Raw genomic sequence first — 24,885 nt, forward strand, 5'->3', positions numbered from 1 at the left:
AGGAATGAATTACCTAGAGTCTATAAAATCAATTCTATCTTGGAAAGCCCTGCTTGACATTAGTCTTGTTGCATTTTTATTTTATCAAATCATAGCGCAACTAAAAGGAACAAGAGCAGCTCAAGTTCTTATTGGTATGCTTGTTATATTTATAACCTATGTGTTCTCAAGCATGCTACAGTTTGATACTTTGCATTGGATTATTAGTAAATTTTATTCTTCATTTATTATAGTCGTAATTGTTCTATTTCAAGATGATATACGAAGACTTCTAACTCGTTTTGGCAGAGGCCCCTTTTTCAGCGGTCTTGATGCTGTTTCGGGAGCTGCCATTATTGATGAAATTACAAATGCGGCAAAATCATTAAGCCATGAACGTATTGGAGCGCTCATTGTCTTCGAACGTTCAGTAGGATTGGACAAACTCTATGATCACAGCATCATGCTTGATGCTGTGATCACGGAACAGTTGCTAAGCAGCATTTTTCAATCTTTTTCTCCTTTACATGATGGTGCTGTTATCATTAAAAAAGATCGTATTAATTGTGCATCTGCACAATTACCGCTTTCAAAAAATCCTAGATTTTCCAAAAAAATGGGGACTCGTCATAGCGCTGCTGTAGGAATATCTGAAGAAACAGATGCTGTGGTTCTTGTTGTTAGCGAAGAAACGGGGAATATTTCAATCGCCTGGGAAGGAAATTTACAACGACAAAGCTCTATTGAAGCGGCTCGTAAAATGCTTTCTATTTTATTAATTCCTCGTGGTCAAAATTCAACACTAGTGAATTGGGTCGACAATTTTATTATATTTAATTATCATAAATTGATGAATAAATTAAAAAATGCTTTATTTAAAAATAAATTGCCTCAATTTGAAAATGAAAGAAAAAAATCATTTGATAAAACGGCTCCCTTGCATAAAAAAGTATCGTCTTTAGAGAGTTTCGCTCTTCAGCAAATAGAAAATGAAAATAGAATTGCATCAAATGTACCAAAAAATATTCATATTCGTTTTCCAAGAAGTTCCAAAATAAAAGATATAAAATCTTCAGATATTCAATTTATATCGAGCAATATATTAAATAAACATCAAAATTTATCAAACAGTAATCTTGACCCCTTAAGCTTAGAAGACAACTTAAATATGGATGAGAATTCAACTCAAGATGACTTCCCTAAAACCATGAATACCAGCGAAAAAAATAAAGCTTTGAAAGCCATTGTCGAAATTGCTCCCGAAGATCGCTTCGATCCCCCTATTCCGAAATCACCACCTCCCCGAGATATTTCCATTGGCGGAATTCCATTGGATCCCCCCATTGAAACCAAAAAAGAACCTGATGCTTTCGATAAAAACAATAAGGATGATAAAAAGTAATGGCTACAGGATCTCAAGAAAATACAACACTTGTTCGAGGATTATTTAAAACAATTACCAATAATTTTTGGTTAAAAGTTTTGTCATTGTTATTTTCTATTGTTATATTTTTTATTGTAAGAACAGACAAAGATTTAAGCTTCGAAAAAGTCGCTCGTATCAAACTTGTTACGTCACCCTCCATGGTTATTTTAGGAGCCAAAGAAAGAGCATTAGACGTTACAATTAAACAACAAAATTCTATATTTTCAATTTCACCCAGCGATTCCGAACTCACAGGAGAAATTGATATTATTAGTGAAACACCGGGAAGAGTACGCGTAAAAGTAGGTCGTGATAGTTTTCCTAATTTACCTAAGCAATATGCTATGGTAATTGAACGCCCCTATATTGATGTGGATATTGATAAACTGCAAGAAAAAATATTGCCCATTCAAGCCGTATTAAAAGGGGAGCCACATGCAGGATTAATGGTAGATCAAGTTAAAGTAACTCCTTCTCATATTAAAGTTTCAGGTGCGAGACAGCAATTAGCACGAACTCAAAATATATTTACACTTCCTATTATTATCGAAGGAATAAATAAAAATTTAATTACCGATGCTAATTTAGAGCTTGAAGAATCTTCCGCAATTAATGCAATTGAAAAAAGCGTTGTGGTTTCTATCACCCTAGGTCCTAAAAAATTCAATCGAACATTCCGTTCCGTCCCTATAGAAATTAAAAATATAAATAAAAAAACTCTTTCTAAAATTCAGTTACGCCCCCGCTCTATTGATGTTGAAGTTTCTGGACAAAGAGATATTCTAAATAAACTCGATCCCTCTGCCGTTCGGGTTTTCCTGGATGCATCAGGATTGAAACCAGGTTGGCAAGACAAACAACTTATATTAAAAATACCTGGAAATATTTCACTCGTAAAAATGCTTCCAGATACAATTTCAGTACATCTTAATCCTTAAAGGTTTTCATATGGCAAAATATTTTGGCACCGATGGCATCCGAGGCGAAGCCAATAAAGGACTCATGTCACCTAATATGCTTTTAAAAATAGCTCAATCATTTGGCATTATTTTAAAAAAAAGATCGGAACGTCCCAAAGTTCTCATTGGAAAGGACACTCGTGTCAGTGGGTATATGATTGAAGGAGTCATTGCATCAGGATTATGTAGCGTCGGCGTTGACGTTTTGTTTGTAGGCCCTCTACCGACCCCCGGAATAGCCTATTTAACAAGAGGTATGCGTGCCAATGCCGGAATTATGATTTCGGCAAGTCACAATCCCTTTCAAGATAATGGCATTAAACTTTTTGATCACAATGGATTTAAGCTTCCCGATCATGATGAATCTCAAATCGAACAACTTATAGATAGCCCTGATTTAGATAAATATCTCGTGAACTCCGAACAATTGGGAAGAGCAAAAAGAATTGATGATGCCATTGGTCAATATGCCGTCTTTTTAAAGGAACGTTTCCCTAAAAATTTAAAATTAGATGGCAAAAAAATTGTCTTAGATTGTGCACATGGCGCAGGTTATAAAGTAACGCCAAAGGTTTTTGAAGAACTAGGAGCCAAAGTCATTTCCATACACGATGACCCTAATGGATTTAATATTAATTACGAGTGTGGTGCCTTACACCCTCAAAATTTAGCTGAAAAAGTTGTAGAATATAAAGCGGACATTGGTTTTGCATTAGACGGTGACGCCGATCGTTTAATTGTTGTCGATGAAAAAGGTAACATCCTGGATGGAGACCATATTATTGCTATGTGTGCTCTTGAAATGAAATCACAAAATCAATTAAAAAATAATGGTGTTTGTGTTACGATAATGAGTAATAAAGGTTTTGACGTTGCAATGGAAAATGCGGGTATTCATGTCATTAGAACAAGCGTAGGAGATCGTAACGTCATGGAAAGCATGCTTACCAATGACTTTATACTTGGAGGAGAGCAGTCGGGTCATTTAATTTTTCTCGACTCCAGCACAACAGGTGATGCCACTATTGCCTGCTTAAAAGTTCTTGAAATGATGTGTCATACCAATAAAAAAATATCAGAACTCACTTCTATTATGAAAAAATTTCCACAGATTACAAAGAATGTAAAAGTGAAATCAAAACCTCCTCTAGCGAACCTTCATAAAACAAATACCCTGATTAAAAGATTTGAAGAAGAGCTTGGTTCAACAGGTAGAGTATTGTTACGTTATAGTGGCACTGAATCGCTTGCCCGCATTACACTTGAAGGTCCTGAGTATAAAAGAATTGAAGAAATGGCAAAACAAATTGAAAACGAACTTTTACAAGAGATTGGATAAAAATGCCACAAAGGAATTTAAGCTTTGGTTTCTTTTCTAATAAAATGAATTGGAATAGATTCCTTTATCTCAAGCTCCTTCAATTTGTCATTCGTCCAGCCCGAAAAGTCGAAGATCTTGACGTAATCAAGGCAACTGAAATTCGAGTTGATCGCACTTTATCTGCTTGCTTTAAAAAATATCTAAATTTATCTGGTTTTCAATCAAAAAAAATATCAACAAAATTTGGCCAAATACATTATTATGACAGTGATCCTAAATCAAACTTAAAACCACTTATATTCATTCATGGATTAGGAAGTAGTGGACAAAGTTGGTGGATTTTAGGAAAAATGCTCGCCAACAAACGACGTATTTTAATTCCAGATTTATTCCATATGTCTGGTTTTAGTGAACCCAATAATCCCATCATGGATTTTTTTGAGCATGGCGAATCTTTAGTCGAATTTATCAAAGCAATTACCAATGATAGCGTTGATATATGTGGATTAAGTTTAGGAGGCTGGCTCTCACTTCACTTATCTATTCATTATCCAGAAATAATAAATAAGCTCATTTTAATGAATCCTGCAGGATTAAAAATAAATCCCTTCGCCTTAAGAGATACTCTAACATATCTTAGCTGGAGAAAATTCCAAAAATTATATCCCGGAATTTTAAAAGCATTTCCTTACACGGGTTTTCCTTTTTTAAGTGAAACAGCAAAAAGATCTTTATTTCGAAATTTAAAAGATGAAAGAGTTAAAGATCTTCTAAAAACAACCCAAGAAAAGTATTTTATCGATAGTAATTTAAAAAAAATAAGATGCCCTGTATTACTTTTATGGGGAAAAGAAGATAAGTTATTGTCAAGACAAATAGCTATAAATTTAAATAAAAATATTAATAATATAACAGCAAAATGGGTTGAAGGCTGCGCCCATGTGTTGTGTTTGGAAGCTCCTGCAACCTGCTTTCATGAAATCAATAAATTTTTAAATCTCACCGGAATTAAAAACAACTCATTTACTCAAACAGTTTTATCTGCTAGTTTTTCATATTCAGTTACTTCAATTCAAACTAAAGAGAACGATAATGATTATTGATAAAAATTTTTCACCCATGATGGAACAAGTTTTTGCAGGACGTGGATTTTCAATTGATGAAGCAGAAGCTCTTACACACAGCATGATAGATGGCACTTTATCTGATGTACGTATTGCCGCAGTATTAACTGGTTTCCGATTCTTACCCCTATCTGAAGAAGTGATCATTAGAATATTAAAAACAATTCAAGAAAATCATAAAAATAAAATAAAACACACTCTTCCCCATGTCGTCGATTGTAGCGGCACAGGAGGAGATAAAACATCCACGCTTAATATATTAACTATTTCATCGCTGGTTACAGCAGGAGCAGGTGCCCATGTTGCCCGATTTACGGGAGTTGGAATTTCTAATAAATCGGGCAGCAGTGGCGACGTCTTACAAATGCTCAATATCAATCCTGCAAATTCTTTAGATAATGCTTATGATCAGTTAAACAAATGCCATTTCTCCTTTTTACAATTAAATACATTTTATCCTACATTAAAACATTTGATGGATATTCGAAAAACTTTAGGATTTAAAACCATAATTGACTTAGTTTTCCCTTTAGCTAATCCAGTTAATTTAACAGGGCAATTCATTGGGGTTTATAATAAAGATTCTTTACCATTAATGGCAAATTGTATGAAAAAGCTAGGACGCAACAGAGCCCTCATTGCTTATGGAGAAGATGGCTTAGATGAAATTTCAGTTTGCAGTGCAACTTATCTTTCGAAATTAGAAAATGGGAAAATTTCACATGACGTTATAAAACCCAGTGATTTTGGATTTAAGACCCATAAAATTAAAGATTTATTTGGAAAAGACGTTGAATACAATACTAAAATATTAATTGAAACATTAAAAAACCGAGCTCATTCTGCTGTTTTAGATGCTGTGATATTAAATGCAGCTGCAACATTATGGTGTGCCGAATTATGCGATAGCCTCTCAGAAGGCATCGCATTAGCTAAAGAAACTATAAATTCCGGTAAAGCACTTAAAATGCTTGATAAATGGAAAAACAATTCAAACTAACAATGGAAATATATATTCATGTTTTTTCAAAAAAAAAATTTATTAAGTTTTTTTCTTGAGCAACAAAAAAAATTAACTTTATTAAACTCGAATTATTTTTCATTATCAGATAAAAGACAATTGGCTGAAAATATTTTTTTAAGAAATAAAACAAAATACAATTTAAATCATAAAATTGAAAATAAAAAATACACTCTTATTCCTAATTATATTCATGATAAAGATTTTTGTAGTTTATTCGATACTGAAGTAAACATAATAGATTTTAACAATAAAGATGATATTTTTTGCCTATTCACCTCACCACTGCATGAAGAATGGCTTGAAAAAATTTCTATTAAACATGAAGACTCCTTGGTTCTTCGCTCCGGTTTTTTCACTCAAGAATATGAAATATACGACTCTATTATCCATGGTTTTGATGGAATGTTTATATATTGTTATAATTTAGATAAATATCAAATACAATACTTAACAGAAATTGGACGTGAATTTCACTTCTCAATCATTTTTATAATTCATAATAAAAAAGAACTTCAAACTGTATTAGATACAGATGCTCCTTATATTGCCATATCAGGATACAATCCCCATAATTTTTCACATGATAGCAGCATTTTTTTTCAACTGGCAAATTTACTCCCTAAGACAACAAATTTGATGGCATGGGCTGGGTTATTAGAAAATTCTAAAAAAACTCTCTTAAATAATATTGGTTTCAAAGTGATATTCGAAGCTCGTTAAAATTTTAATTCTTTTAAAGTCAAAAATATGTCATAATTTTAATATAAAAAAAGTGTAATATAATTTTAATATAATTGTAATAATTTTTAAAGAATTGGAGAATTCCATTTACCAATTTAAAAATTTTAAATTAATTTTAATAGTTTCAATTTTATCCACATATCAAAATAGTTATTCTCAAGAGTTTGGATCTGATGGCAATACAATAAAACTTTTGCTTGGTGGTGGATATGAATCGATGAATATCCAAGGGAATAACTATACAGGTTATGACGCTAAATTAAAAATTCTTTTTCCCTTTATGGGTTCAAAAGACTTTTATATTGGATTCGGTGGAAAATACGATAACGTAACTTACACACCCCCTTCTATTCAATCGTCAGTGACTTACACTCATGCCTATGACTCATTTCAAACTGGGCTGGATTTTGGATATAATTTATCATTCTCATTTGTAGATTTTTTAATCAATCCTTACTTATATTATTCATTTTATGATACTTGGTTACAAACGACAGATACTTCAACTTATCAACAAACGTATTCACCTTATATTCAGCACAACCTAAATTACGGCATAGGTTTCAATGTATTATTCAAATATCATTTCGACAGCAGTTTTGGAATGTATTATGGACCTAGTTTTTATTATTCAAATGCCTACATGATTTATCAAAATGCAAATGACAGTAAAGGAAATGCCAACGCGGGCGGTGAAGGCTCTTTTAACTATTACTCTGCAGATCTGACCCTTGGCTTGTTCTTCTAACTTCTAATTATTTTAAAAAGAAAAATCTTTATATTATCTTATTTTATGGATCCGCTCTATTTAATATTTTAATTGCAGTAGAGTATTTTGCCGTACCCAACGCCACTCCAACATAGCCATTTCCTAAACCTCCTCCATTTGCTCCCCAGCAATAAACATCATCTGTGCTTAGTAACACACAGTTTGTTTTATCGGATGCCGCAATATCCACAATCTTTGAATTTGCGGGAAAACCTTGCACAGGAGATCCTATATTAGGAACTGTAAATTGAGTCTGCGATGAACCCGCTCCTACCTGTCCAAAGGTATTGTCGCCCCAGCAATAGACATTTTTATAATCGTTTGCAACGGCACAAGTATGATTATCACCAGTAACCACCATTTCAACTCCACTTAAATTATTGACTCCAACTAAAGTGCTAGAAAGTACAGTTGAGCTATTTCCTAATTGCCCATTCGCATTATTCCCAAAGCATTGAAGACCTTGGTTCTTATTTATAAAGCACATATGTGATCCATCACCGCTGGAAACAGCGGTCAAGTTGCTACCCATGAAAGTAGGCGTAGGATTAAAAAGTAAATTAAGATAAGTAGAAGTTGTATTTCCCCAACAATACCCATTACTTGAAGTTGTAACAGCGCACGTCATTCTATCCGATGCCGCAATATAAGAAATAACGGAATCTCCCGTTGGTAAACTCGCTGTCACGCCTGTAAGACGTGACGTACCTGAAGTGCCATCACCAACCTGACCAAAAGCATTCGAACTCCAACAGCTCTCTGTGCTATCTGTGTAAAGAGCACACGAATGCTGGTCACCAACGGCAAAGCTTTTTAAAGTTTTGCTTCCAATATTTGAAACACTAACCGGATTGTTACTTGAAGTTGTATTTCCATTTCCTAACTGTCCCTGAGTATTATCTCCCCAGCATTTAAAACCACTTTTGAAATAGCCACATGTCGTTCCTAGAGCAGCAGAAACGGAAACGGCAAAATCACCTGAACTAACAGAAGCTGTTCCATTTACAGAAGCTAACACAGGCGTTGCAGAATCTGTTGCTGAAGCATTACCTAACTGTCCCGTTGAATTATATCCCCAGCATTTAATATTGCCACTTCTCATGACAACACACGCTCCAAGATCGGCGGCACTAAGTAACCCATATTCTCGGCCGTTTGTTGAATAGGAAGGAACATACCCTAAAGACTTAGAATAAGAGACTAAGTCATTTAAGGAATTAAATGAGGCAATATCTAAAGGAACAGTAGGATCGGGCAAATCATACAATTGAGAGCAACCTGACAAACCTATTAAGAGCAAAGATGCTCCTAAAAAAATGAAATTCTTTTGATTTATTTGAAAAATTTTATTTTCCATAAAAACCTTTCCATTATTCTAAATCACCAAAATATCAATCGATACTTATAGCTTATACAATATTAAATATATTATCAAAAATATATTTATATTTTTAAAGCACACAAGTAACCTAATATAAAAATATTTGACACATTAAAAATGTAAGAAATTATAAATAAAAAAATTTTTAATAAATAAAAAAATATAAAATTAAAAAAATTATTTAAAATAAGGAAACAAAAAAATATTAATTTTATATTTATTCAATAAAAATATTGACATTAATTAATTTGAAAAAAATTCCTTTGTGTGCTAGTAAAAGAATCAGTTTAAAATAACAAATATTTAAAAAAGCAACCCAGATATAGTTATTTTGAACTATTTTTCTACATTTTAAAAGGAGACATTAATGAAATATATTTCATTATTTGCTTTAGTTTCTGCTTCTATTCCTGCAATGGCCTTTGCGAATTCAAAAATTCAAACAACGACATTGCCTTTACCCGTTAATCAACAAATGCAACAACAAGACAAACCATCAATTGACTTTGTCGTTGGATTACCTGTCTATCAAGATAGTGTTGATGCTAAACAATATTATTATATTCCCAAATTACAAGCATCAGTGAATGCGGATGGAGTTTCAGCCACCTTTATAAAAAATGAAGTAGCTGTATCAAGCTCTTCCTTAATTTCTGATTTAAGTATGAAGCTTTCAAATTTAACATCAGAAGAATATTTTAATGCTAGAAAAGTCGTTATGGATTTGCAAAAAGTATTAGATGATGCGATAAAAGCGAATCCGTCCGATCCCAACATCGCCGTATATCAAAATTATTTAAATAAAGCTTTGGAAAGAAAGAAAGCTGCTGAAGCAAATGTTTCCAGCTTTCAAGGCAGCCTTCCTGCAGGCGTTTTAACTTCAATGTATAATAATATAACAACATTATTTAGCAATGCAGGGATCTATTTTCCATTGAATTTTGGAGAGTCCATCACTGAAAGACACAATAGATTAAATCAAAGCTTAGTTGCTTTAAATTCATCAAATGGTGGGTTAATAACTGGGAATATTTATGGCGGTTTTACTGCCGATGAATTATTAAAAATAAAAACATATAAAAATAATTACGCACAAGATATCAGAATAGCAATTATGCCTATGTCTGGTTTGAGCTTTGAATCCTTAACAGAGCTGCAATACGACGCCAATGGCGTGAAAAGCCAAAGAGCGGGTATTCCTATATTCTCATCGCTTAAAGGAGGAGGAAACCTTGCAGGTGCCACATTTAACTTTGATTTAACGACAAATGGAGCAGTTTCTTTTGCAAGAAATCTTTCTCCCTTTATTCCACCAATTGCTGTAAAAGGTGTGTTAAAACAACAAGTGTCATCTTATAAAGCCATTCTTGATTGCGATTTTACCTCTGGGATGTTACCAGGCGTAAAATCTGTCATAAACAAACAAGTTGCTGTCTATCAAGACAATATCGTATCTAATCTCATACCTAATGTTCAACAAGCACAAAGCGCTTGTAAACTTACTATGATTTCTGGAGATAAAGAGGCTGCTTATATTGCAGCTGTTCAAGCGATTGAAAAAGAAATCGGCCAATTGCAAATTCAAAAATCGAATCTTTCTCCTGGCGATAAGTCTCAATACTGGCAACAAGTGCAACAACAAAATCAACAAATTCCACCTGTGCCAATTAATGATCAAACACAACAAAACGGTTATCAAAATGTTTTCCAAGCTTACCAACAATCAGGCTGGGAACAATCTGCATCAACCGCTTTATCAAATCGTCCGAACTTTTATTGGCAAACAAATGTTCAGGATTTAGCAAGTCTCAAAGGATTAAAGATTCATAAAGAATTGGCATCATTTGAAACTCAAGCAATTCAAATTTCAATTCCAACAAATCTTTGTTTTGTTTGGAATGTAAACTCAAGAGCTTACCGTGCTTGTAATCCGGGAGAGCAATCAGCGGCTGTTCCTTTAACAGATGCATCACAAGCAGCAAGCCAATCGCAATCATGCGTCGGTTATAAAGATGCAAATCAATGCGGAAATAACAGAAACATAATGGCTCCAACCTCTCCTGAAGGAAATATTCTTCCCGATTTTCTCTAACCTAAAAAAAAGGAGCTTCTAAGAATGAGAAGCTCCTTTTTAATTTCACTTAGAGGTTTATCCCCATGCTGAAAAAAATTTTAACGTTGACTTTTCTAATGATAAGCACCCATTCCTTAGCAAGTGCAAATATGATTCATAAAGTTCAAAATGATTCCTATGATGCACTTGGGAAAGTAAGACAATCATTAAAAGGTTGCTTTAATAGCTGGTTTAAAGAACTTCATGTGAGCGATAAAATATATCTCATGGAGTATTTAAAACCAGATGGTAATTGTTTATTTAATCCAGAAGAAATATTAAATTTATCAAATTCATTAAATAATTTCACATTAAATAATTTAAATTCTTGCCAAAATGATAATATTTTAGGAAACATTACAACTCTTTATATTACAATTGAACTTGAACAATATTTAACAGATAAAACAAGCAATAGAACTTTCAACGAAAAATACAATTCCATTCTTGAATTAACTTATAATAACTTGTATAAATTTTATTCAAGTCAAACTAATACAGAATTTATTAATTCACAAAATACTTTCTAAGAAGTGGGTATGTACTATGGATAAAAGAAATTTAATTTTTATTTGCTCGGGTTTATTAATTGCATTAGGCATTTCATTTTATATCACTAAAAATCAAACCGTTGAAGAAATAGAAATAAAAAATTCAAATAATAAAAAAATTGAAACACAGAATTCAAATGAAAATATGAAAAGCAAGGAACAGAATCAGAAATTAAATTTAAGTTCTACTCCTCCGGTAAAAAATATGACTCCTACTGAATATGTCGCTTGGGTACAGGATCCTAATAATAGAGTTTTGTTGGAAATTAGAGATGACGGCGCAAAAATTTATAGAAAAGGGAATGTGACAATTACTGTTTTTGCAAATGGAAAAGAAATATATTTACCCGACGAAATATAATTTTTAGAGTGAGTATTTCTGCCATATTGGTAAAATCTCATTAAGGTAACTCATAAATTTCCATAATCCCACACGATATTCCTCAATTCCAAAACGATCTACTTTAGACTCTGGATACGCAATACCAAACCCAAAGAGACCTGGAGCAATAATTCCTGTCTTTGCATTGTAATTTATTGATTCAAAATCTTCGACTGGAATTGCACGAGATTCAAATCCAACAGCATAAATAACATGAGTGCATTGGGAGAGATATTTTTGAAGATTTTCTTTATTAGCAACATAGCGCTCAAGACTTTGAGGTAATTTTCCGTGTAAATTTTCTTTTGCCCACAGCGCCGTTGTACCTTTTAACCCTGTATTATCAAATAAAATACAATCGTCTAAATAAACAGCATAGCACAAAGGAGATTGATAAAAATTCAAAATTCTTGTTACAGCGGTACATTCTATTAAATTTCTGAGTATTAAAACTGCGGAATGTGAGGATCCAAATACAGCAATCTTATCTTTATTAGAACAATACTCAGACAATTTATCTTTATTGAGAGCAATTTCTAATGAAATTTCTTTCAACGAAGGATAGGATAAACTTTTTTGCTTAGCACCTGTCGCTAAAATCACATTTGTCGATGTGATTTGTTCTCCACCCTCTAAAGAAACAACCCAATTTCTATTTTTCATTTTCACAGATACAGCGGAATTTTTTAAAGAAGTTACACTTTTCCTTAAATGTTCAGATATCCATGCCAAAGGCGAGACCATATAACTGAGCTCGCATGTTCCGTTAGGATCTAATTCATGAATTTTGAAATTTTCTTTACAGTTTGGATAATTAAATGAGGTTGATTCATTTAAAAATTTTAAAAATAAACTCACCTTTGTATTGCTTGGTACTTTATTCCATTTTGTACCAAAATCACCGACTTGAAAAGAGGGATCAAGCCAAGCAATTTGCTTAGGATTGACTTGATTATCAATTAACTTTCCCACAGCAGCAATTCCAGCAGGTCCCGCTCCTATTACGGTCCACTTAAAGTCATGTTCTTTTTCCATAACACATGCCTTATTCTTAAAATAAAACAATATTGTTTTATTTTAAATAGACTTTAATCAGGAATTTCCAAATTGTAAAATTTCTTTAAGCGCCTTAGATCCCTCAACTACTTGCTGAGTGCTACAACTAAAAGCAAAGCGAATGGCATTGGCACAACTAATGCCAAAACTATCGCCAGGGGCACTGCCAATACCGCGTTCTGCTAAAAAGTCAGAAAGTTGCGAAACAGATTTAATTTGCAATTGATTAAGCAAAGAGGGCTCAACTTCACACCACAGATAAAAAGCACCCTGAGGTTTAAAGGGAATTAAACCTGGGATTTCCGAAGCAGCATTATAAATGATTTCGCGGCGTTTTTTATACTCTGTAAGCATAAATTCAAGGTGATCACGAGGTCCTGTTACAGCAGCTAAAGCTCCCCATTGAGCAATACTATTAATTCCATTGACGGTACAACGTAACAATTTAGGAATACGTTCTTTTAATGCTTTATTTTTTGTTACAATATAACCCACACGTAAACCACTCATGGCATGGGTTTTAGAAAAAGAATATAAAGAAATAGCTTTGTCGTAATTTTCAAGACCACTTGCCGGAGAATAGTGCTCTCCTTCATAAACGAGATCTTCATATGCTTCATCACAAATAAGCCACAATCCTCTTTCTGCAGCTAAATTTGCAATACGCTGTAATTCTTCTTTAGGAACAATAGCGCCAGATGGATTTTGTGGTGAATTTACAAAAATCGCTTTTGTTCGTGAAGTTATTTTTTTAACAATATCTTCATAACTATATTGATAATTATTTTGTCTTGATAAAGGAACGGATACCGTAACACCGCCGGCGAGACGAATATTTTCACCAATTTCTGTCCAGAGAGGTTCAGGAACAATAACTTCATCACCTTGCTCTAGCATACATTGAAATACAACATACAGCGCATGCATGGCGCCATTTGTTACAAATATATCATTTTCTGTTACTTTAATTTTATTTTGATTATAAAGTTTTTGTGAGAGCGCTTTCAATAATTCAGGAATACCATTATTAGGAATATAGTGAGTTTTTCCATCATGAAGAGCTTTTTCAATGGCCACAGAAATATGCGGTGCTATGGAAAAGCTGGGATCACCCGACTCCAAACGATATACTTTTTTACCTGTGGCCTGCAGCTTTAAAAGCTGCTCTCTAATCTGCACGATTTTGCCAAAACTAATTGAGTCAAGACGATTCATTATGATACCCCTAGTTTCATATAAAAAAACACTTTAGAAACCTTCTGAAAAAAGCAGAACAGCAAAAAAAAGTCAAGAAAATCGAGAAATATTTGTAAGTTATTGTAAAAAGGATTCTTTCCAATCCTGTAAAATATTAATTTTAATTCATTTACACATTATACATTTTAATAAAAATAAAAAATAATTATAAAATTATGATAATACTATGTTTTTTAATTATTTTTTAAAAAATATAAATTTTTTCTAATTTACCAATTCAAATCTTCGATAAGCCCTGCATAGGTCACGGAAGCACCATGGATAACAGGTGAATGACCTATAAGTTTGCAAAGTATCAAGGTTGGTGCTGCAAACAGCCCCGCAATCCACAAATGCGGTTTTCAGGCTATCAAGGAGGAGAATATTATGGGTTTACGTATTAAAACCAATGTAGAATCCCTTACGGCACAAAGATTTCTTTCCAATAATAATGCAGACATGACATCAAGCATGGAGAAATTATCCTCTGGATTAAGAATAAATAAGTCAGCCGATGACGCTGCGGGACTAGCTATATCTGAAGGGTTAAGAGCAAAAACACGAAGCTTAATTCAAGCAAAAAGAAATGCAAATGATGGTGTTTCTTTACTCCAAGTTGCTGAAGGCGGATTAAACGAAACAACAAATATTTTAATTCGTATGCGCGAATTAACAATGCAATCTGCAAGTGACACTTTAGGCGTTCAAGAACGTGACTATATTGATAAAGAATATCAACAATTAACACAAGAAATTGATCGTATTTCCGAAACAACAGAATTTAATGGCAGAAAACTTCTATCAGCAAATGAATCTGAAACACCCATCACACTTCAAGTTGGTTATAACGGAACACCAAATGACATATTAACCCTTCAATTTGGTGGCGATACCACAGGCGTAAATTCAGAATCTTTAGGTTTAAAAGACACTTCACTTGCGGGTGAAGATAGAGAATCGATCGCAGCAAATTTAAATACCATTGATAGCAGTTTAAATATGATTGCATCAACAAGAGCAACACTCGGAGCGACACAATCACGCCTAAATTCAACAATAAGTAATATTTCAATAAATACTGAAAATATGATGGCTGCAAATAGCCGTATCCGCGACACAGACTTTGCTGATGAAACAGCAAAATTATCACAAAGCAGAATCTTGTCTCAAGGTGGACTTGCCATTCTAGCACAAGCAAATCAACGCCCTGAAATGGCACTTGCTTTATTGCGTTAATAAAAATAAATAAGGATCATTTTTATGGGACTTAGAATTAAATCCAACATTGATAGTCTCTTGGCGCAAAGAAGATTAAGTGAAAATCAAGATGAATTATCAGATAGTATTGAAAAATTATCTTCGGGGTTAAGAATAAATAAATCCTCCGATGACGCCGCAGGGCTTGCTATCTCAGAAACAATGCGCGCTAAAGTAAGAAGCTTTGCACAAGCAAAAAGAAATGCCTCCGATGGAATTTCTTTTTTACAAACAGGAGAAGGTGGCCTCAGTGAGTTAAATAATATAATTATTAGAATGAGGGAGCTCACAACACAAGCCGCCAGTGACACTATAGGCGAAACAGAAAGATCCTTTTTGAACAAAGAATTTCAGGAATTGGGAAAAGAAGTCAACCGCATTAAAGATCAAACTGAATTTAATGGTCGAAAGCTGCTTTCTGATGAAGACCAAAAAGACATCAATGTGCAGGTCGGCGTTAACTTTAGAAAAAGCGATGGTGAAACAAACGAAGAAAATGAAGTCATTACACTAAAATTTGATGATTTATCAGAATTAAATGAATCACTTAACAAGTTAACAGACTTAAGCATTGAAGGAGAAGATGGACGGGAACTGGGAGGAAGTCCTACGGAAGATATCTTTTCAGCACTTGATAATTCTATGTTAAACGTAACAAAAACAAGAGCTACTTTAGGAGCATTGCAAAGCAGACTAAACTCAACTATTACTTCAATAGATATCGGAAGTGAGAATCTCAATGCAGCTCAATCTCGAATTCGCGATGTAGACTATGGTTCTGAATCAGCAAAATTTGCTCAAAGTAAAATTCTTGTTTCAGCAGGCACTTCTGTTTTGGCACAGGCCAACCAACTCCCTGAAACGGTATTACATTTAATAAGATAGCGGAGAACTAGGGAATGGCTTTAGAAATTAAGCAAGGACTGAAAACAACTCAAAAAATATCTCTTTCAGCCGAACTTAAACATTCTATTACCATTCTAACTTTAGGCCGTTATGAACTTGAAAAACTCATAACAGATGAACTTGAAAAAAATCCTTGTCTTATTGGCATTCCTAAATATGATGAACAGGAATATACACTTCATTATGAAGAATTAAAACGCGCTTTGCAAAATTCTTTTAACCAAACAGATTATACAGAACGTTACAACGATATTAAAAGTAACGAAGCCATTTCTTCATCGGATCAAAAAAGAGAATATGCGGACTCAAGTTCAAATATTTCTTTACATACTTCCATTCAAGAACAAATAGCAATTATGCGCTTAAGTGCCTATGAAAAAGAATGTGTTTTAACAATATTGCAGTACATTGATGACAATGGATTTTTAAATACAGATAAAGAAACAATTTCAGAAGCAAACAGTATTCATATAGATGATGTGCAATTTGCTATAGAGACTATTCAAAAATGCGAACCCACAGGGGTAGGTGCTTGCAACGCTCAAGAATGTCTTTATTTACAGTTTAAAAAATTAGATAAAAAACCGAAATACGTTGAAAAACTCTTAACAGAATATTGGAACGAATTTCAAAAGCAAAACTTTTTAAAAATTGCTAAAATTGAGAAAACAAATATAAATGAAATTAAAAATGCTTTTCGCTTTATAAAAACGCATTTTGATCCGAGACCAGCACGACAATTTGGCCCTCTATCTAATCAATTAATAACTCCTGACGTCTATGTTTTTAAAAGGGATGGAAAATGGATTTGTAGTTTAAATGAAAATGGATTACCACGACTGAAACTTTCTAAAAAATATTCCAAACTCGTTTCTAATTTAAAAAATGATACATTTGAAAAAGATTCCAAAGATATATCTAAATATATTAATGAAAATATAAAGTCAGCAAAGTGGCTTGTAAAATCATTAAAAGAACGCGATAAAACAATATTAAAAGTAGTAGAATCGATTATTAGACATCAAGAAAATTTCTTTGAATATGGTGTTGAATATTTAAATCCTCTTACCTTAAAAGTTGTGGCACAAGAATTAGATTTACATGAAAGTACAATTTCAAGAGCAACATCAGATAAATATTTATATTCTCCAAGAGGTATTTTTGAATTAAAATATTTTTTTAATGCCGCTGTAGAAAATAACTCTGGGCAAGAACTTGCTAATGAGTCTATAAAACAATATGTGGCAGAATTTATCAAAAATGAAGATAAAAAAAATCCTCTATCAGATCATGAAATTGCATTAAAAATCGAATCATTTAAAGGGATTAAAATAGCCCGCAGAACCGTTGCTAAATACAGAGAATCACTAGGAATAATGTCCTCATCAAAAAGAATTCAACGGTTTTAATACATTATATATTACAGATTGACTCCTTAGCCAACTGATGATATTTTAACTAACATATTACATTCAATAATGTAATATTCATTTATCTGTTAAAAATATTCAGATAAATTGTTAAGTTTTTTCTTCTGTACTATGACCTATATTATTAGGAGGTTACATGCAAGTTGAAGTGCATTTCGTTAATTTCCCTAAATCTAAACAAAACCGTTCTATTGTTGAACAGAAAATTATTGAATGTATTGAAAAATATTCGTCCAATATAATTTTTGTAAAAGCTTTTTTTAGCGTAGATGGCTTTGAGCACCATGTTAAAATTTCTGTATCATCGGGTAGAATGAGTACGTTTGTTAATGCAAGCGCAGGAGATATTTATCACTCTATTGATAAAGTATTAAATAAATTAGAATCGTCGTTAAGACGAGTTTCTAAAAAGAAAATGCATAAACGCAATGAATTCTCTTCAGTAAGTGAAAAATCGGACTATAATGCTACTAATTTAAGAATTCATAAACGTTTTGCAAAAATCAACGAAAACGTTTTTGATAAATTTGAAAATGCCTATGTGTCTGACTTTGAAGACGACGTCAGACCTATGAGAAAAGTAAGTTAACAAAAGCTTAATTTTAAATTGAGGGAAGAGACTTTAAATGTTTCTTCCCTTTTTTAATGTTTAAAATAGACAAAAGATATTTTTAATTTGATTGACATATTATTTATTTTTAATTAACAAGAAAATGTCTATAAGCATGCCGTTTCTACGCGCAAAAAAATGAAAAAGCTTGAGGAAGAAATGGAAAATCAAGTTGCAAATATCTCTCCCAATGAAAAGAAAAGCATCATCATTGTTTCAGGTTTAGCGGGCTCAGGCAAGACAGTCGCTATTCATGCCCTGGAAGATTTAGGTTATTACTGTATTGATAATCTCCCCGCGGTTATGCTTAAATCCTTCTCGGAAGCCATTCTAAATAACAATCTCAAAGCAACACACATTGCTTTGGCTCTGGATTCTCGCGATCAGGATAATCCTAAAACATTTGATGAAATTTACCCCAATCTCGTAAAAACATGTCATGTCCAAATTCTTTATATCAAAGCCTCGGAAGAAGTGCTGCTAAGAAGATTTAGAGAAACGCGTAGGCATCACCCCCTGAGTATCAATTCTCCCTTAATAAGCTTACAAGATGCTATTAAACTTGATGAAAAAACACTTGAACCTATTAAAGATATCTCTCATCATGTACTTGATACTTCGCATATGTCTTCACAATATTTAAAACGCTTCATTCATAAGCAATTTTCCTTTTCAGGAACAAAAGGAAAATTATTAATGCAGTTTATTTCTTTTGGCTTTAAGCATGGTACACCTACAGATCTTGACACTTTACTTGATGTGCGCTGTTTTAAAAATCCACATTATGATCCGCATCTTAGAAAGCTTACAGGGCTAAACCCACTGGTGAAGGATTATGTTTTTTCTGACCCCCATGTCGTCACTTTTATTTCAAAAACAACGGATTTTTTAAAGTTTTTATACCCTCTTTATCTTGAAGAAGGAAAACATTACTTTTCCATTGGCATTGGATGTACGGGCGGAAAGCACAGAAGTGTTGCTATTACGGAAGAACTTGCAAAAATTTTTAAAACAGAAGTCCCCTTCGTCACCATTGAGCATCGGCATATTGAAGAGGATTAATTTTTTTGCCATGACTTGACCAAAGCGATTTCCCGATACAACTTACTAGATTCCTATGGGTTCTATTTAATAAAAGAACTCAATTTATCAATTATGAAAGGGACTCTTTATGTCAGATAATATTTTTAAAATTACAGAAGGTAATTTCCAGACCGAAGTTCTTGAAAATAAAACACTTGCCATTGTTGACTTCTGGGCTGACTGGTGTGGACCTTGCAAAGCTTTAGAGCCCGTTCTTGAGCAAATTGCAACTGAATTCAATGAAAAGGTTAAAGTATGCAAAGTCAATGTGGAAGACAATCCAGAATTGGCTGCTAAATTTAATGTACGCAATATTCCTTTTATTCTTTTTATAAAAGATGGACAAAAAGTAGCGGAACTTGTTGGCAACCAACCCAAACAAGCGATTATCAGTCAAATCAATGCGCATGTTTAAGCACTAAATCATGCGTCATTTACAATCATTTTTTGAGAATGAGTCATTACTTATTCAAGCTATATCAAAAGAACTTGCTTCTAAAGATATAGCTCCCTTTATTATTGCTATCGATGAAGTTGGTAGAGGTTGTGTGGCAGGCCCTGTTCTGAGTTGTGTCAGTTTTTGGATGCCTAAACAACTTATTTTAGAATTCAAATTCACTGAAAAAACAAAAACATGGTTACCTTTCATTGATGATAGTAAAAAACTCACTGAAAAAAAACGATCTTCTTGTTTTGAACTTATTTTAAAAGAATACGATCTAAAATTTTCAACAGTGCCCATTTTAAAAAGCAATGCCTTAACACCAACAAGCTTATTTCCCTCCGAAAAAACTTTACATTTAAATTCGAAAGATTTTATTAATTTTAAAAAGGAAAATCATGGAATTAATACAAATGAATATGAATGCATTGCATTTTCTCTTGGTGAGGCCTCTGCTAACGAAGTGGACAAATATAATATTTGGAATGCCGTGCAAATGGCCGCAGGAAGAGCACTCCTAAATTTAAATAAAATGATCGAAACAGAATTTTCTTTTTTAAAGAAACAATGGCAAAGTTCTATTTTATTAATGGATGGAAAACATTTTCTTAAAGTACCAAATGAATTTAAAAAGAATATTCAAATCACTGTGACACAAGCGGATGGCATTTTTGTCAGCGTGGGCTTTTCTAGTATTCTCGCCAAAGTTTACCGCGATACCCTCATGATTGAACAAGATCCCCTATTCCCCGAATTCGGCTTTTCAGGACACAAAGGATATGGAACCCCTAAACATCTCTCCATAATCCAAAAAATAGGTATAAGCCCTCTCCATCGGAAAAGTTTTTTAACAAATTATTGTCCTGAGACTTTATTTTGAAATTTAATAAATTATTGAAGCTCACTTCCATATCAATATTTATGAGAATAAAAAAACGATATTTAGAAAAAATTGGTAAGTATATCATACCCCAAATAAGCTAAAGATTTCCCCATTTCATCCGATGCCATGTCTTGAAGGCTGGTTTTATAAACTAGGATCTGACAAGATCACTTTGTAAAGCATTGATTAAATTAGGGGTTTCAGGTTAATGAAACAGCAGCATGCCCATCCATCGAAGGTTGATGTCTCTTATGAGCTCTATCGTGAGCTTGCAGGAGAAATATGCTCACCGATTGATGACGCCGAAATGACGTATGATCTGCGCTTTGAGCTTTATACCAGTAAGCTCACATACCTTTTTAACATCCAAGAGCAATGCTTCCGTTGTATCAATACAGGCCATAATCTTGATACTTACACAAAAGAGGATTTCTTATTAATTCAAGATGCCATTGAAATTACAACTGAATTTATTCGACAAACAATTCGTGAAGCCCTTATAAATAGCTTAAATATAGCAGAAAAGAAGGCTCAAGATGCTTCCCGAAATCAACCCCATCCTTGAAGTCTTTGAGCGTATGACACTAGATGATAAGGTCTACTTCACATTTCCCAATGAAGAAGACATCCAAGTCTGCATTTTATTTAACAAAAAAACAGATAAAAGAAATTGGAGCATTTGGCTTGCTTTAAATGAACAGGCATCGAAACAGACCATCACTATGGGCTATTTGAGAGAAACATTAAAAGCATTTAAAATTAATGAAAAAGTCTTTATGAAAGAAGTGGCCGATGTTTTATTATTACAAGCTGCATTTGCCGATGAATTTATTAGGCAAGTTTCTGAAATTTTAGGAAAAGAAGCAGTGCAAAAATCAATTTTGTACACACAAAACTTCATGGATGAACTGACTGCCAAAATTAAAAATATTTGCAATGGAGAAATTTCGCAAGATAAAGTAAAATTAGGTAAAGAAAAAATAAGAATTAAAAACAAGTTAAAAATTATAAAGTAAAAATTATGGATACAGAAAAAAAATCTGACAGATATAATAAATTAGATTTATGGGAAACAAAAGAAATTCTAGATGCCATTTTAGAATCTCAGCTTAGCGCTGTTTCATCTATAAAAAAAATCATACCCGATATTGAAGTTGCCGTTACAAAATCTGTTCCTTTATTAGAAAATGGAGGGCGCCTTATATTTGCAGGTGCGGGTACCTCAGGAAGAATAGCAGCTCAAGAATGTGCTGAACTTTATCCGACATTTTCATGGCCTAAAAATAAATCCATTTTTTTAATAGCGGGAGGACAGAAATCATTAACCGAAGCTATTGAGCATGCTGAAGATGTTCTTGCCCAAGGAGAACTTGAAGCAAAAAAAATAAAATTAACATCGAAAGATGTAGTAATTTGCCTTGCTGCCAGTGGCAGAACTCCTTATACCTTAGGAGTATTAAGAGAAGCCAATTTATCAGGAGCACTCACAATTGGTATTTCTTCTTCAGCAAATTCCCCTTTGCTAAACGAAGCACATATTAAATTATTTCCTAATACGGGTTCGGAAGTGATTGCGGGTTCTACGCGCATGAAAGCGGGTACAACACAAAAAATCATATTAAATATGCTTACAACATCAATTATGATTCGTTTAAATAGAACTTACGATTCTTTTATGATTGATTTGGTTGCAACAAACGATAAATTAATAAAACGTGCTGCATTTATTGTTTCTGAAATTAGTAAAGTCAATTTAGAATCAGCAAAAGATGCTTTAAAAAAATGTCATGGAAATGTAAAGTTAGCATGTGTATTTTTAAAATACCAAGATCTAAAAAAAGCAGAAAATATATTAAAAGAATTTTCTGGAAATTTAAGAAAGTGCCTTGATAATTAAAAATATCATTAGTTAAAAAAATGACGCCTGTCTATTTCAAAAAATGATATAAAATGATACCCCTTATTTTTTTTAGCGCTTTTATTTCATTAAAATCCTCTGCTGCTGAAAGTTTAATTGAAAATAATTCTTCCACTATTTTTTCTCCTTATGATGACATTACTGTAGGAGCTGTATGGACAGATTGGCAAAACTATCCCGATGGCAGACCAGCAGACGTCATTCCCATTGCAGAACAAACAGGCACAAAAGAATTTGTGATGGCATTTATTCAATCCATATATGTGGTCCGTAGCACGAGATAATCCGTGTTCTGATTCACAGCTCTCGACAACATGCTCAAGCAACAATAATCAAATGAAAAAATATGAATACATGAGTACTTTTGCAAAATAAATGAATTTTTTATATTTGCCATTTTCTAAAATTCCTGCCCGCATAGCATTCTTAAAAAATCATTTAATTTCCGTGTATCCAAACGATCCCCAAATGTGATAAACATCTTTTGAATGCTATTTTCGGAGATACTCGCTATGAAGGAACATTCCCTATTCGATCTTTTGGTACTATCTTTGGGCAATGCTGCTTTGATTGGACTTGGTATCGTGCCCGAACCAGGAAGTCAGACAAAAAGCAAAGACATAGAAGCCGCGAAATATAATATTGATCTTCTCGAAACCCTTCAGAAAAAAACCAAGGGAAATCTGACTTCCGCAGAGGACGAAATGCTCACAAGTTTACTTTACGACCTTCGTTTGAAGTTTCTTGAAGCACGGAAGTAAGCGTGCTATCCTAATGTTGTGTCATTGAGCTCATCTAATGATACCTGGCATTTCGTTTTTGCGTTTGCGGGCTGAAAGAAATTCTTTCAGCCCGCTGGCTAATTTATTGCATGGTTTTCCTTCAAACGAAAACGAGGAGTTCACTAGGCCGTGAACGAAAACTAGTTCGTGAGCATTTTGCTCAAGTAAATTTTGGCGAATCGATCTTTAATATCAATCCCATTGGTTAAAAGTTCGGTTTGTTTCTTTTTTTATACAAATTTTAAAAGGTATTGATTATGGCAGTTGAATCGAATGGACCCATTCCCATTACATCTGTTGGACATGAAAGACTTAAGGAAGAGCTTAAGAGACTCAAAACGGTTGACAGACCCAAGGTCATTTCAGAAATTGCAGAAGCGCGCGCCTTGGGCGACCTCTCTGAAAACGCGGAGTACCATGCCGCTCGTGAAAAACAAGGCTTTATTGAAGGACGCATCATGGAGCTTGAAGACAAGCTGGGACGTGTCCAGATTATTAACGTAGGCAAAGGAAGAACCGATCGTGTGGTTTTCGGCGCCATGGTTTCCCTCATCGACGTGAGCGATGATAGCAGAGGCGAAGAAAAAACCTACCGCATTGTTGGTGATCTCGAAGCTGATATTAAAAATAATGCTATTTCTATTTCAAGCCCTTTGGCAAAATCTCTTATTAACAAAACAGTAGGAGATATTGTAACTGTAAACCTGCCTCGTGGCGAAAAATATTACGAAGTAAAAGATATTCAGTTTTTAGACTAATAATTTTGAACGGGAAGCACGGATGTAATAGCTTGATTGATATCCCCTATTTGTAGTGTCAAACCCAATTGAGCAAAATAGCTATCGCTATAAATTTTTAAAGTATTTAAGTACGTCCCACTGGCGTTGTTGTTGAGTGGGGTGATATTTTGATGACGCCACCCTAACTGAAAAGAAAAAGCTTTATCCTTTTGAAAAAAATAATCCATGCCTCCAAAAACGGCAAACATATCTGGGACGGGGGCTATGGTGTTTGGGACTCTTGCATCCGTCGTAATAGACATCGCGGGATACCAATTTGCTCCATATTCAGCACCACTTAATAATCTAAAATTTTGTCCTAAATTAAGAGAAAGCCCTCCCAACATGGTGGGAAAAGAAAAACCATACCCCTGCCTTAAATTTCCATAATTTCCCATGTCAATTATAAAGCCTGCGGTTGTTCCTACAAAAAATCCAAAATTTGAAACAATATTTATATGATAAGCATATCTCAATAGAAATAAGGAATTGATCCCTGAATTAACTAAAGGTGATATCGTATCTTGACTACTCGCTGAAGAGGTTTGATTCAGCGACCACGTAGAATATTCAAATGAATATAAAATGCTTAAATTATGCCCAGAGCGAAAAATAGGAATATATGTTTGTTCATTAATGACATCTTCTTGAGCAAAAACTGTACTCGTAAATTTCAGAAGGTATGCTAACATGTAGACATTGAGGAACATTCTATAAAAAGGAGACTTCAAAA

The 24,885-nt window shown here is 33.6% G+C and carries 27 protein-coding genes; 23 read left to right on the forward strand and 4 right to left on the reverse strand.

The window, feature by feature from the left end; all coding sequences use genetic code 11:
• Nucleotides 1-4 precede the first annotated feature (4 nt).
• From cdaA to AXG55_RS10930, 7 genes are all read left to right on the forward strand, one after another.
• On the forward strand, nt 5-1,381 hold the full coding sequence (gene cdaA / locus AXG55_RS10900) for a diadenylate cyclase CdaA (protein ID WP_148698151.1): 1,377 nt from the start codon (nt 5-7) through the stop codon (nt 1,379-1,381).
• Entirely contained in the window at nt 1,381-2,343 is a 963-nt protein-coding gene (locus AXG55_RS10905) for a CdaR family protein (protein WP_148698152.1), read from the forward strand. Before cdaA ends, AXG55_RS10905 begins: the two co-directional genes overlap by 1 nt.
• A gap of 10 nt (nt 2,344-2,353) precedes the next feature.
• Entirely contained in the window at nt 2,354-3,703 is a 1,350-nt protein-coding gene (glmM, locus tag AXG55_RS10910; protein WP_148698153.1) for a phosphoglucosamine mutase, read from the forward strand.
• Between the two features lie 2 nt (nt 3,704-3,705).
• Entirely contained in the window at nt 3,706-4,788 is a 1,083-nt protein-coding gene (locus AXG55_RS10915; protein WP_148698154.1) for an alpha/beta fold hydrolase, read from the forward strand.
• Complete coding sequence (gene trpD, locus AXG55_RS10920; RefSeq protein WP_148698155.1) at nt 4,778-5,809, forward strand: anthranilate phosphoribosyltransferase; 1,032 nt, start codon at nt 4,778-4,780, stop codon at nt 5,807-5,809. Before AXG55_RS10915 ends, trpD begins: the two co-directional genes overlap by 11 nt.
• A gap of 18 nt (nt 5,810-5,827) precedes the next feature.
• Complete coding sequence (locus AXG55_RS10925; RefSeq protein ID WP_148698156.1) at nt 5,828-6,553, forward strand: hypothetical protein; 726 nt, start codon at nt 5,828-5,830, stop codon at nt 6,551-6,553.
• 94 nt (nt 6,554-6,647) lie between these two features.
• Nucleotides 6,648-7,322: a hypothetical protein gene (locus tag AXG55_RS10930; RefSeq protein ID WP_148698157.1), complete on the forward strand. Its 675-nt coding sequence runs from the start codon at nt 6,648-6,650 to the stop codon at nt 7,320-7,322.
• A 43-nt stretch (nt 7,323-7,365) separates the two neighbouring features.
• Here AXG55_RS10930 and AXG55_RS10935 read toward each other — a convergent pair whose 3' ends face one another.
• Complete coding sequence (locus AXG55_RS10935) at nt 7,366-8,700, reverse strand: RCC1 domain-containing protein (RefSeq protein ID WP_148698158.1); 1,335 nt, start codon at nt 8,698-8,700, stop codon at nt 7,366-7,368.
• A 391-nt stretch (nt 8,701-9,091) separates the two neighbouring features.
• Here AXG55_RS10935 and AXG55_RS10940 point away from each other — a divergent pair, with 391 nt between their 5' ends.
• The 3 genes from AXG55_RS10940 (at nt 9,092) to AXG55_RS10950 (ending at nt 11,749) form a co-directional block, all read left to right on the forward strand.
• Nucleotides 9,092-10,816 carry a hypothetical protein gene (locus tag AXG55_RS10940; RefSeq protein WP_148698159.1) on the forward strand — a complete coding sequence of 575 codons (1,725 nt, stop codon included), beginning with the start codon at nt 9,092-9,094 and terminating at the stop codon, nt 10,814-10,816.
• Between the two features lie 65 nt (nt 10,817-10,881).
• Nucleotides 10,882-11,367: a hypothetical protein gene (locus AXG55_RS10945; protein ID WP_148698160.1), complete on the forward strand. Its 486-nt coding sequence runs from the start codon at nt 10,882-10,884 to the stop codon at nt 11,365-11,367.
• Between the two features lie 16 nt (nt 11,368-11,383).
• A complete protein-coding gene (locus AXG55_RS10950) occupies nt 11,384-11,749 on the forward strand; it encodes a hypothetical protein (RefSeq protein WP_148698161.1) in 366 nt (121 codons plus the stop codon).
• 3 nt (nt 11,750-11,752) lie between these two features.
• On the opposite strand, the gene AXG55_RS10955 is transcribed toward AXG55_RS10950, so the two are convergent.
• The gene (locus tag AXG55_RS10955) at nt 11,753-12,805 is read right to left on the reverse strand and encodes an FAD-dependent oxidoreductase (RefSeq protein ID WP_148698162.1); all 1,053 of its coding nucleotides are present in this window, start codon (nt 12,803-12,805) and stop codon (nt 11,753-11,755) included.
• A 57-nt stretch (nt 12,806-12,862) separates the two neighbouring features.
• Nucleotides 12,863-14,041, reverse strand: coding sequence for a pyridoxal phosphate-dependent aminotransferase (locus AXG55_RS10960; RefSeq protein WP_148698163.1), 1,179 nt, complete (start codon nt 14,039-14,041; stop codon nt 12,863-12,865).
• Nucleotides 14,042-14,449: 408 nt separating this feature from the next.
• Between AXG55_RS10960 and AXG55_RS10965 the strand changes: the two genes are divergently transcribed.
• The 13 genes from AXG55_RS10965 (at nt 14,450) to greA (ending at nt 24,131) form a co-directional block, all read left to right on the forward strand.
• Complete coding sequence (locus AXG55_RS10965) at nt 14,450-15,298, forward strand: flagellin N-terminal helical domain-containing protein (RefSeq protein WP_148698164.1); 849 nt, start codon at nt 14,450-14,452, stop codon at nt 15,296-15,298.
• A gap of 24 nt (nt 15,299-15,322) precedes the next feature.
• Nucleotides 15,323-16,204: a flagellin N-terminal helical domain-containing protein gene (locus AXG55_RS10970; RefSeq protein WP_148698165.1), complete on the forward strand. Its 882-nt coding sequence runs from the start codon at nt 15,323-15,325 to the stop codon at nt 16,202-16,204.
• Between the two features lie 14 nt (nt 16,205-16,218).
• Nucleotides 16,219-17,634 (forward strand): RNA polymerase factor sigma-54, encoded by a 1,416-nt coding sequence (rpoN, locus tag AXG55_RS10975; protein WP_148698166.1) that lies wholly within the window; start codon nt 16,219-16,221, stop codon nt 17,632-17,634.
• Nucleotides 17,635-17,791: 157 nt separating this feature from the next.
• Nucleotides 17,792-18,244, forward strand: coding sequence for a ribosome hibernation-promoting factor, HPF/YfiA family (gene hpf, locus AXG55_RS10980; RefSeq protein WP_148698167.1), 453 nt, complete (start codon nt 17,792-17,794; stop codon nt 18,242-18,244).
• Nucleotides 18,245-18,424: 180 nt separating this feature from the next.
• On the forward strand, nt 18,425-19,327 hold the full coding sequence (rapZ, locus tag AXG55_RS10985; protein WP_233231164.1) for an RNase adapter RapZ: 903 nt from the start codon (nt 18,425-18,427) through the stop codon (nt 19,325-19,327).
• A gap of 109 nt (nt 19,328-19,436) precedes the next feature.
• Nucleotides 19,437-19,763 carry a thioredoxin gene (trxA, locus tag AXG55_RS10990; RefSeq protein ID WP_148698169.1) on the forward strand — a complete coding sequence of 109 codons (327 nt, stop codon included), beginning with the start codon at nt 19,437-19,439 and terminating at the stop codon, nt 19,761-19,763.
• A 10-nt stretch (nt 19,764-19,773) separates the two neighbouring features.
• Nucleotides 19,774-20,670 (forward strand): ribonuclease HII, encoded by an 897-nt coding sequence (locus AXG55_RS10995; RefSeq protein ID WP_148698170.1) that lies wholly within the window; start codon nt 19,774-19,776, stop codon nt 20,668-20,670.
• A gap of 211 nt (nt 20,671-20,881) precedes the next feature.
• Nucleotides 20,882-21,238, forward strand: coding sequence for a hypothetical protein (locus tag AXG55_RS11000; RefSeq protein WP_148698171.1), 357 nt, complete (start codon nt 20,882-20,884; stop codon nt 21,236-21,238).
• Nucleotides 21,210-21,689, forward strand: coding sequence for a hypothetical protein (locus tag AXG55_RS11005; protein ID WP_148698172.1), 480 nt, complete (start codon nt 21,210-21,212; stop codon nt 21,687-21,689). Before AXG55_RS11000 ends, AXG55_RS11005 begins: the two co-directional genes overlap by 29 nt.
• 5 nt (nt 21,690-21,694) lie before the next feature.
• Nucleotides 21,695-22,570 (forward strand): N-acetylmuramic acid 6-phosphate etherase, encoded by an 876-nt coding sequence (locus AXG55_RS11010; protein WP_148698173.1) that lies wholly within the window; start codon nt 21,695-21,697, stop codon nt 22,568-22,570.
• 53 nt (nt 22,571-22,623) lie between these two features.
• Nucleotides 22,624-22,875, forward strand: coding sequence for a hypothetical protein (locus AXG55_RS11015; protein ID WP_148698174.1), 252 nt, complete (start codon nt 22,624-22,626; stop codon nt 22,873-22,875).
• Nucleotides 22,876-23,103: 228 nt separating this feature from the next.
• Nucleotides 23,104-23,352, forward strand: a complete 249-nt coding sequence (locus AXG55_RS11020; protein WP_233231165.1) for a DUF1844 domain-containing protein — start codon at nt 23,104-23,106, stop codon at nt 23,350-23,352.
• A gap of 278 nt (nt 23,353-23,630) precedes the next feature.
• Complete coding sequence (gene greA / locus AXG55_RS11025) at nt 23,631-24,131, forward strand: transcription elongation factor GreA (protein WP_148698176.1); 501 nt, start codon at nt 23,631-23,633, stop codon at nt 24,129-24,131.
• On the opposite strand, the gene AXG55_RS11030 is transcribed toward greA, so the two are convergent.
• Nucleotides 24,128-24,883 (reverse strand): hypothetical protein, encoded by a 756-nt coding sequence (locus tag AXG55_RS11030; protein ID WP_148698177.1) that lies wholly within the window; start codon nt 24,881-24,883, stop codon nt 24,128-24,130. The genes greA and AXG55_RS11030 overlap by 4 nt on opposite strands.
• Nucleotides 24,884-24,885: the final 2 nt, after the last annotated feature.

This window comes from Silvanigrella aquatica (assembly GCF_001907975.1).
GTDB classification, from domain to species: Bacteria; Bdellovibrionota_B; Oligoflexia; order Silvanigrellales; family Silvanigrellaceae; genus Silvanigrella; species Silvanigrella aquatica.

Bases quoted from the DNA above. Each gene is read 5' to 3' on its own strand.
- AXG55_RS10995 (WP_148698170.1), top strand. From the start codon at position 19,774: ATGCGTCATTTACAATCATTTTTTGAGAATGAGTCATTACTTATTCAA.
- AXG55_RS10950 (WP_148698161.1), top strand. From the start codon at position 11,384: ATGGATAAAAGAAATTTAATTTTTATTTGCTCGGGTTTATTAATTGCA.
- AXG55_RS10915 (WP_148698154.1), top strand. From the start codon at position 3,706: ATGCCACAAAGGAATTTAAGCTTTGGTTTCTTTTCTAATAAAATGAAT.
- AXG55_RS11010 (WP_148698173.1), top strand. From the start codon at position 21,695: ATGGATACAGAAAAAAAATCTGACAGATATAATAAATTAGATTTATGG.
- trpD (WP_148698155.1), top strand. From the start codon at position 4,778: ATGATTATTGATAAAAATTTTTCACCCATGATGGAACAAGTTTTTGCA.
- trxA (WP_148698169.1), top strand. From the start codon at position 19,437: ATGTCAGATAATATTTTTAAAATTACAGAAGGTAATTTCCAGACCGAA.
- greA (WP_148698176.1), top strand. From the start codon at position 23,631: ATGGCAGTTGAATCGAATGGACCCATTCCCATTACATCTGTTGGACAT.
- AXG55_RS11015 (WP_148698174.1), top strand. From the start codon at position 22,624: ATGATACCCCTTATTTTTTTTAGCGCTTTTATTTCATTAAAATCCTCT.
- AXG55_RS10960 (WP_148698163.1), bottom strand. From the start codon at position 14,041: ATGAATCGTCTTGACTCAATTAGTTTTGGCAAAATCGTGCAGATTAGA.
- AXG55_RS11000 (WP_148698171.1), top strand. From the start codon at position 20,882: ATGAAACAGCAGCATGCCCATCCATCGAAGGTTGATGTCTCTTATGAG.
- hpf (WP_148698167.1), top strand. From the start codon at position 17,792: ATGCAAGTTGAAGTGCATTTCGTTAATTTCCCTAAATCTAAACAAAAC.
- AXG55_RS10905 (WP_148698152.1), top strand. From the start codon at position 1,381: ATGGCTACAGGATCTCAAGAAAATACAACACTTGTTCGAGGATTATTT.
- cdaA (WP_148698151.1), top strand. From the start codon at position 5: ATGAATTACCTAGAGTCTATAAAATCAATTCTATCTTGGAAAGCCCTG.
- AXG55_RS10955 (WP_148698162.1), bottom strand. From the start codon at position 12,805: ATGGAAAAAGAACATGACTTTAAGTGGACCGTAATAGGAGCGGGACCT.
- AXG55_RS11005 (WP_148698172.1), top strand. From the start codon at position 21,210: ATGCTTCCCGAAATCAACCCCATCCTTGAAGTCTTTGAGCGTATGACA.
- AXG55_RS10935 (WP_148698158.1), bottom strand. From the start codon at position 8,700: ATGGAAAATAAAATTTTTCAAATAAATCAAAAGAATTTCATTTTTTTA.
- AXG55_RS10970 (WP_148698165.1), top strand. From the start codon at position 15,323: ATGGGACTTAGAATTAAATCCAACATTGATAGTCTCTTGGCGCAAAGA.
- AXG55_RS10945 (WP_148698160.1), top strand. From the start codon at position 10,882: ATGCTGAAAAAAATTTTAACGTTGACTTTTCTAATGATAAGCACCCAT.
- AXG55_RS10925 (WP_148698156.1), top strand. From the start codon at position 5,828: ATGTTTTTTCAAAAAAAAAATTTATTAAGTTTTTTTCTTGAGCAACAA.
- glmM (WP_148698153.1), top strand. From the start codon at position 2,354: ATGGCAAAATATTTTGGCACCGATGGCATCCGAGGCGAAGCCAATAAA.
- AXG55_RS10940 (WP_148698159.1), top strand. From the start codon at position 9,092: ATGAAATATATTTCATTATTTGCTTTAGTTTCTGCTTCTATTCCTGCA.
- rapZ (WP_233231164.1), top strand. From the start codon at position 18,425: ATGGAAAATCAAGTTGCAAATATCTCTCCCAATGAAAAGAAAAGCATC.
- AXG55_RS10965 (WP_148698164.1), top strand. From the start codon at position 14,450: ATGGGTTTACGTATTAAAACCAATGTAGAATCCCTTACGGCACAAAGA.
- AXG55_RS11020 (WP_233231165.1), top strand. From the start codon at position 23,104: ATGAAGGAACATTCCCTATTCGATCTTTTGGTACTATCTTTGGGCAAT.
- rpoN (WP_148698166.1), top strand. From the start codon at position 16,219: ATGGCTTTAGAAATTAAGCAAGGACTGAAAACAACTCAAAAAATATCT.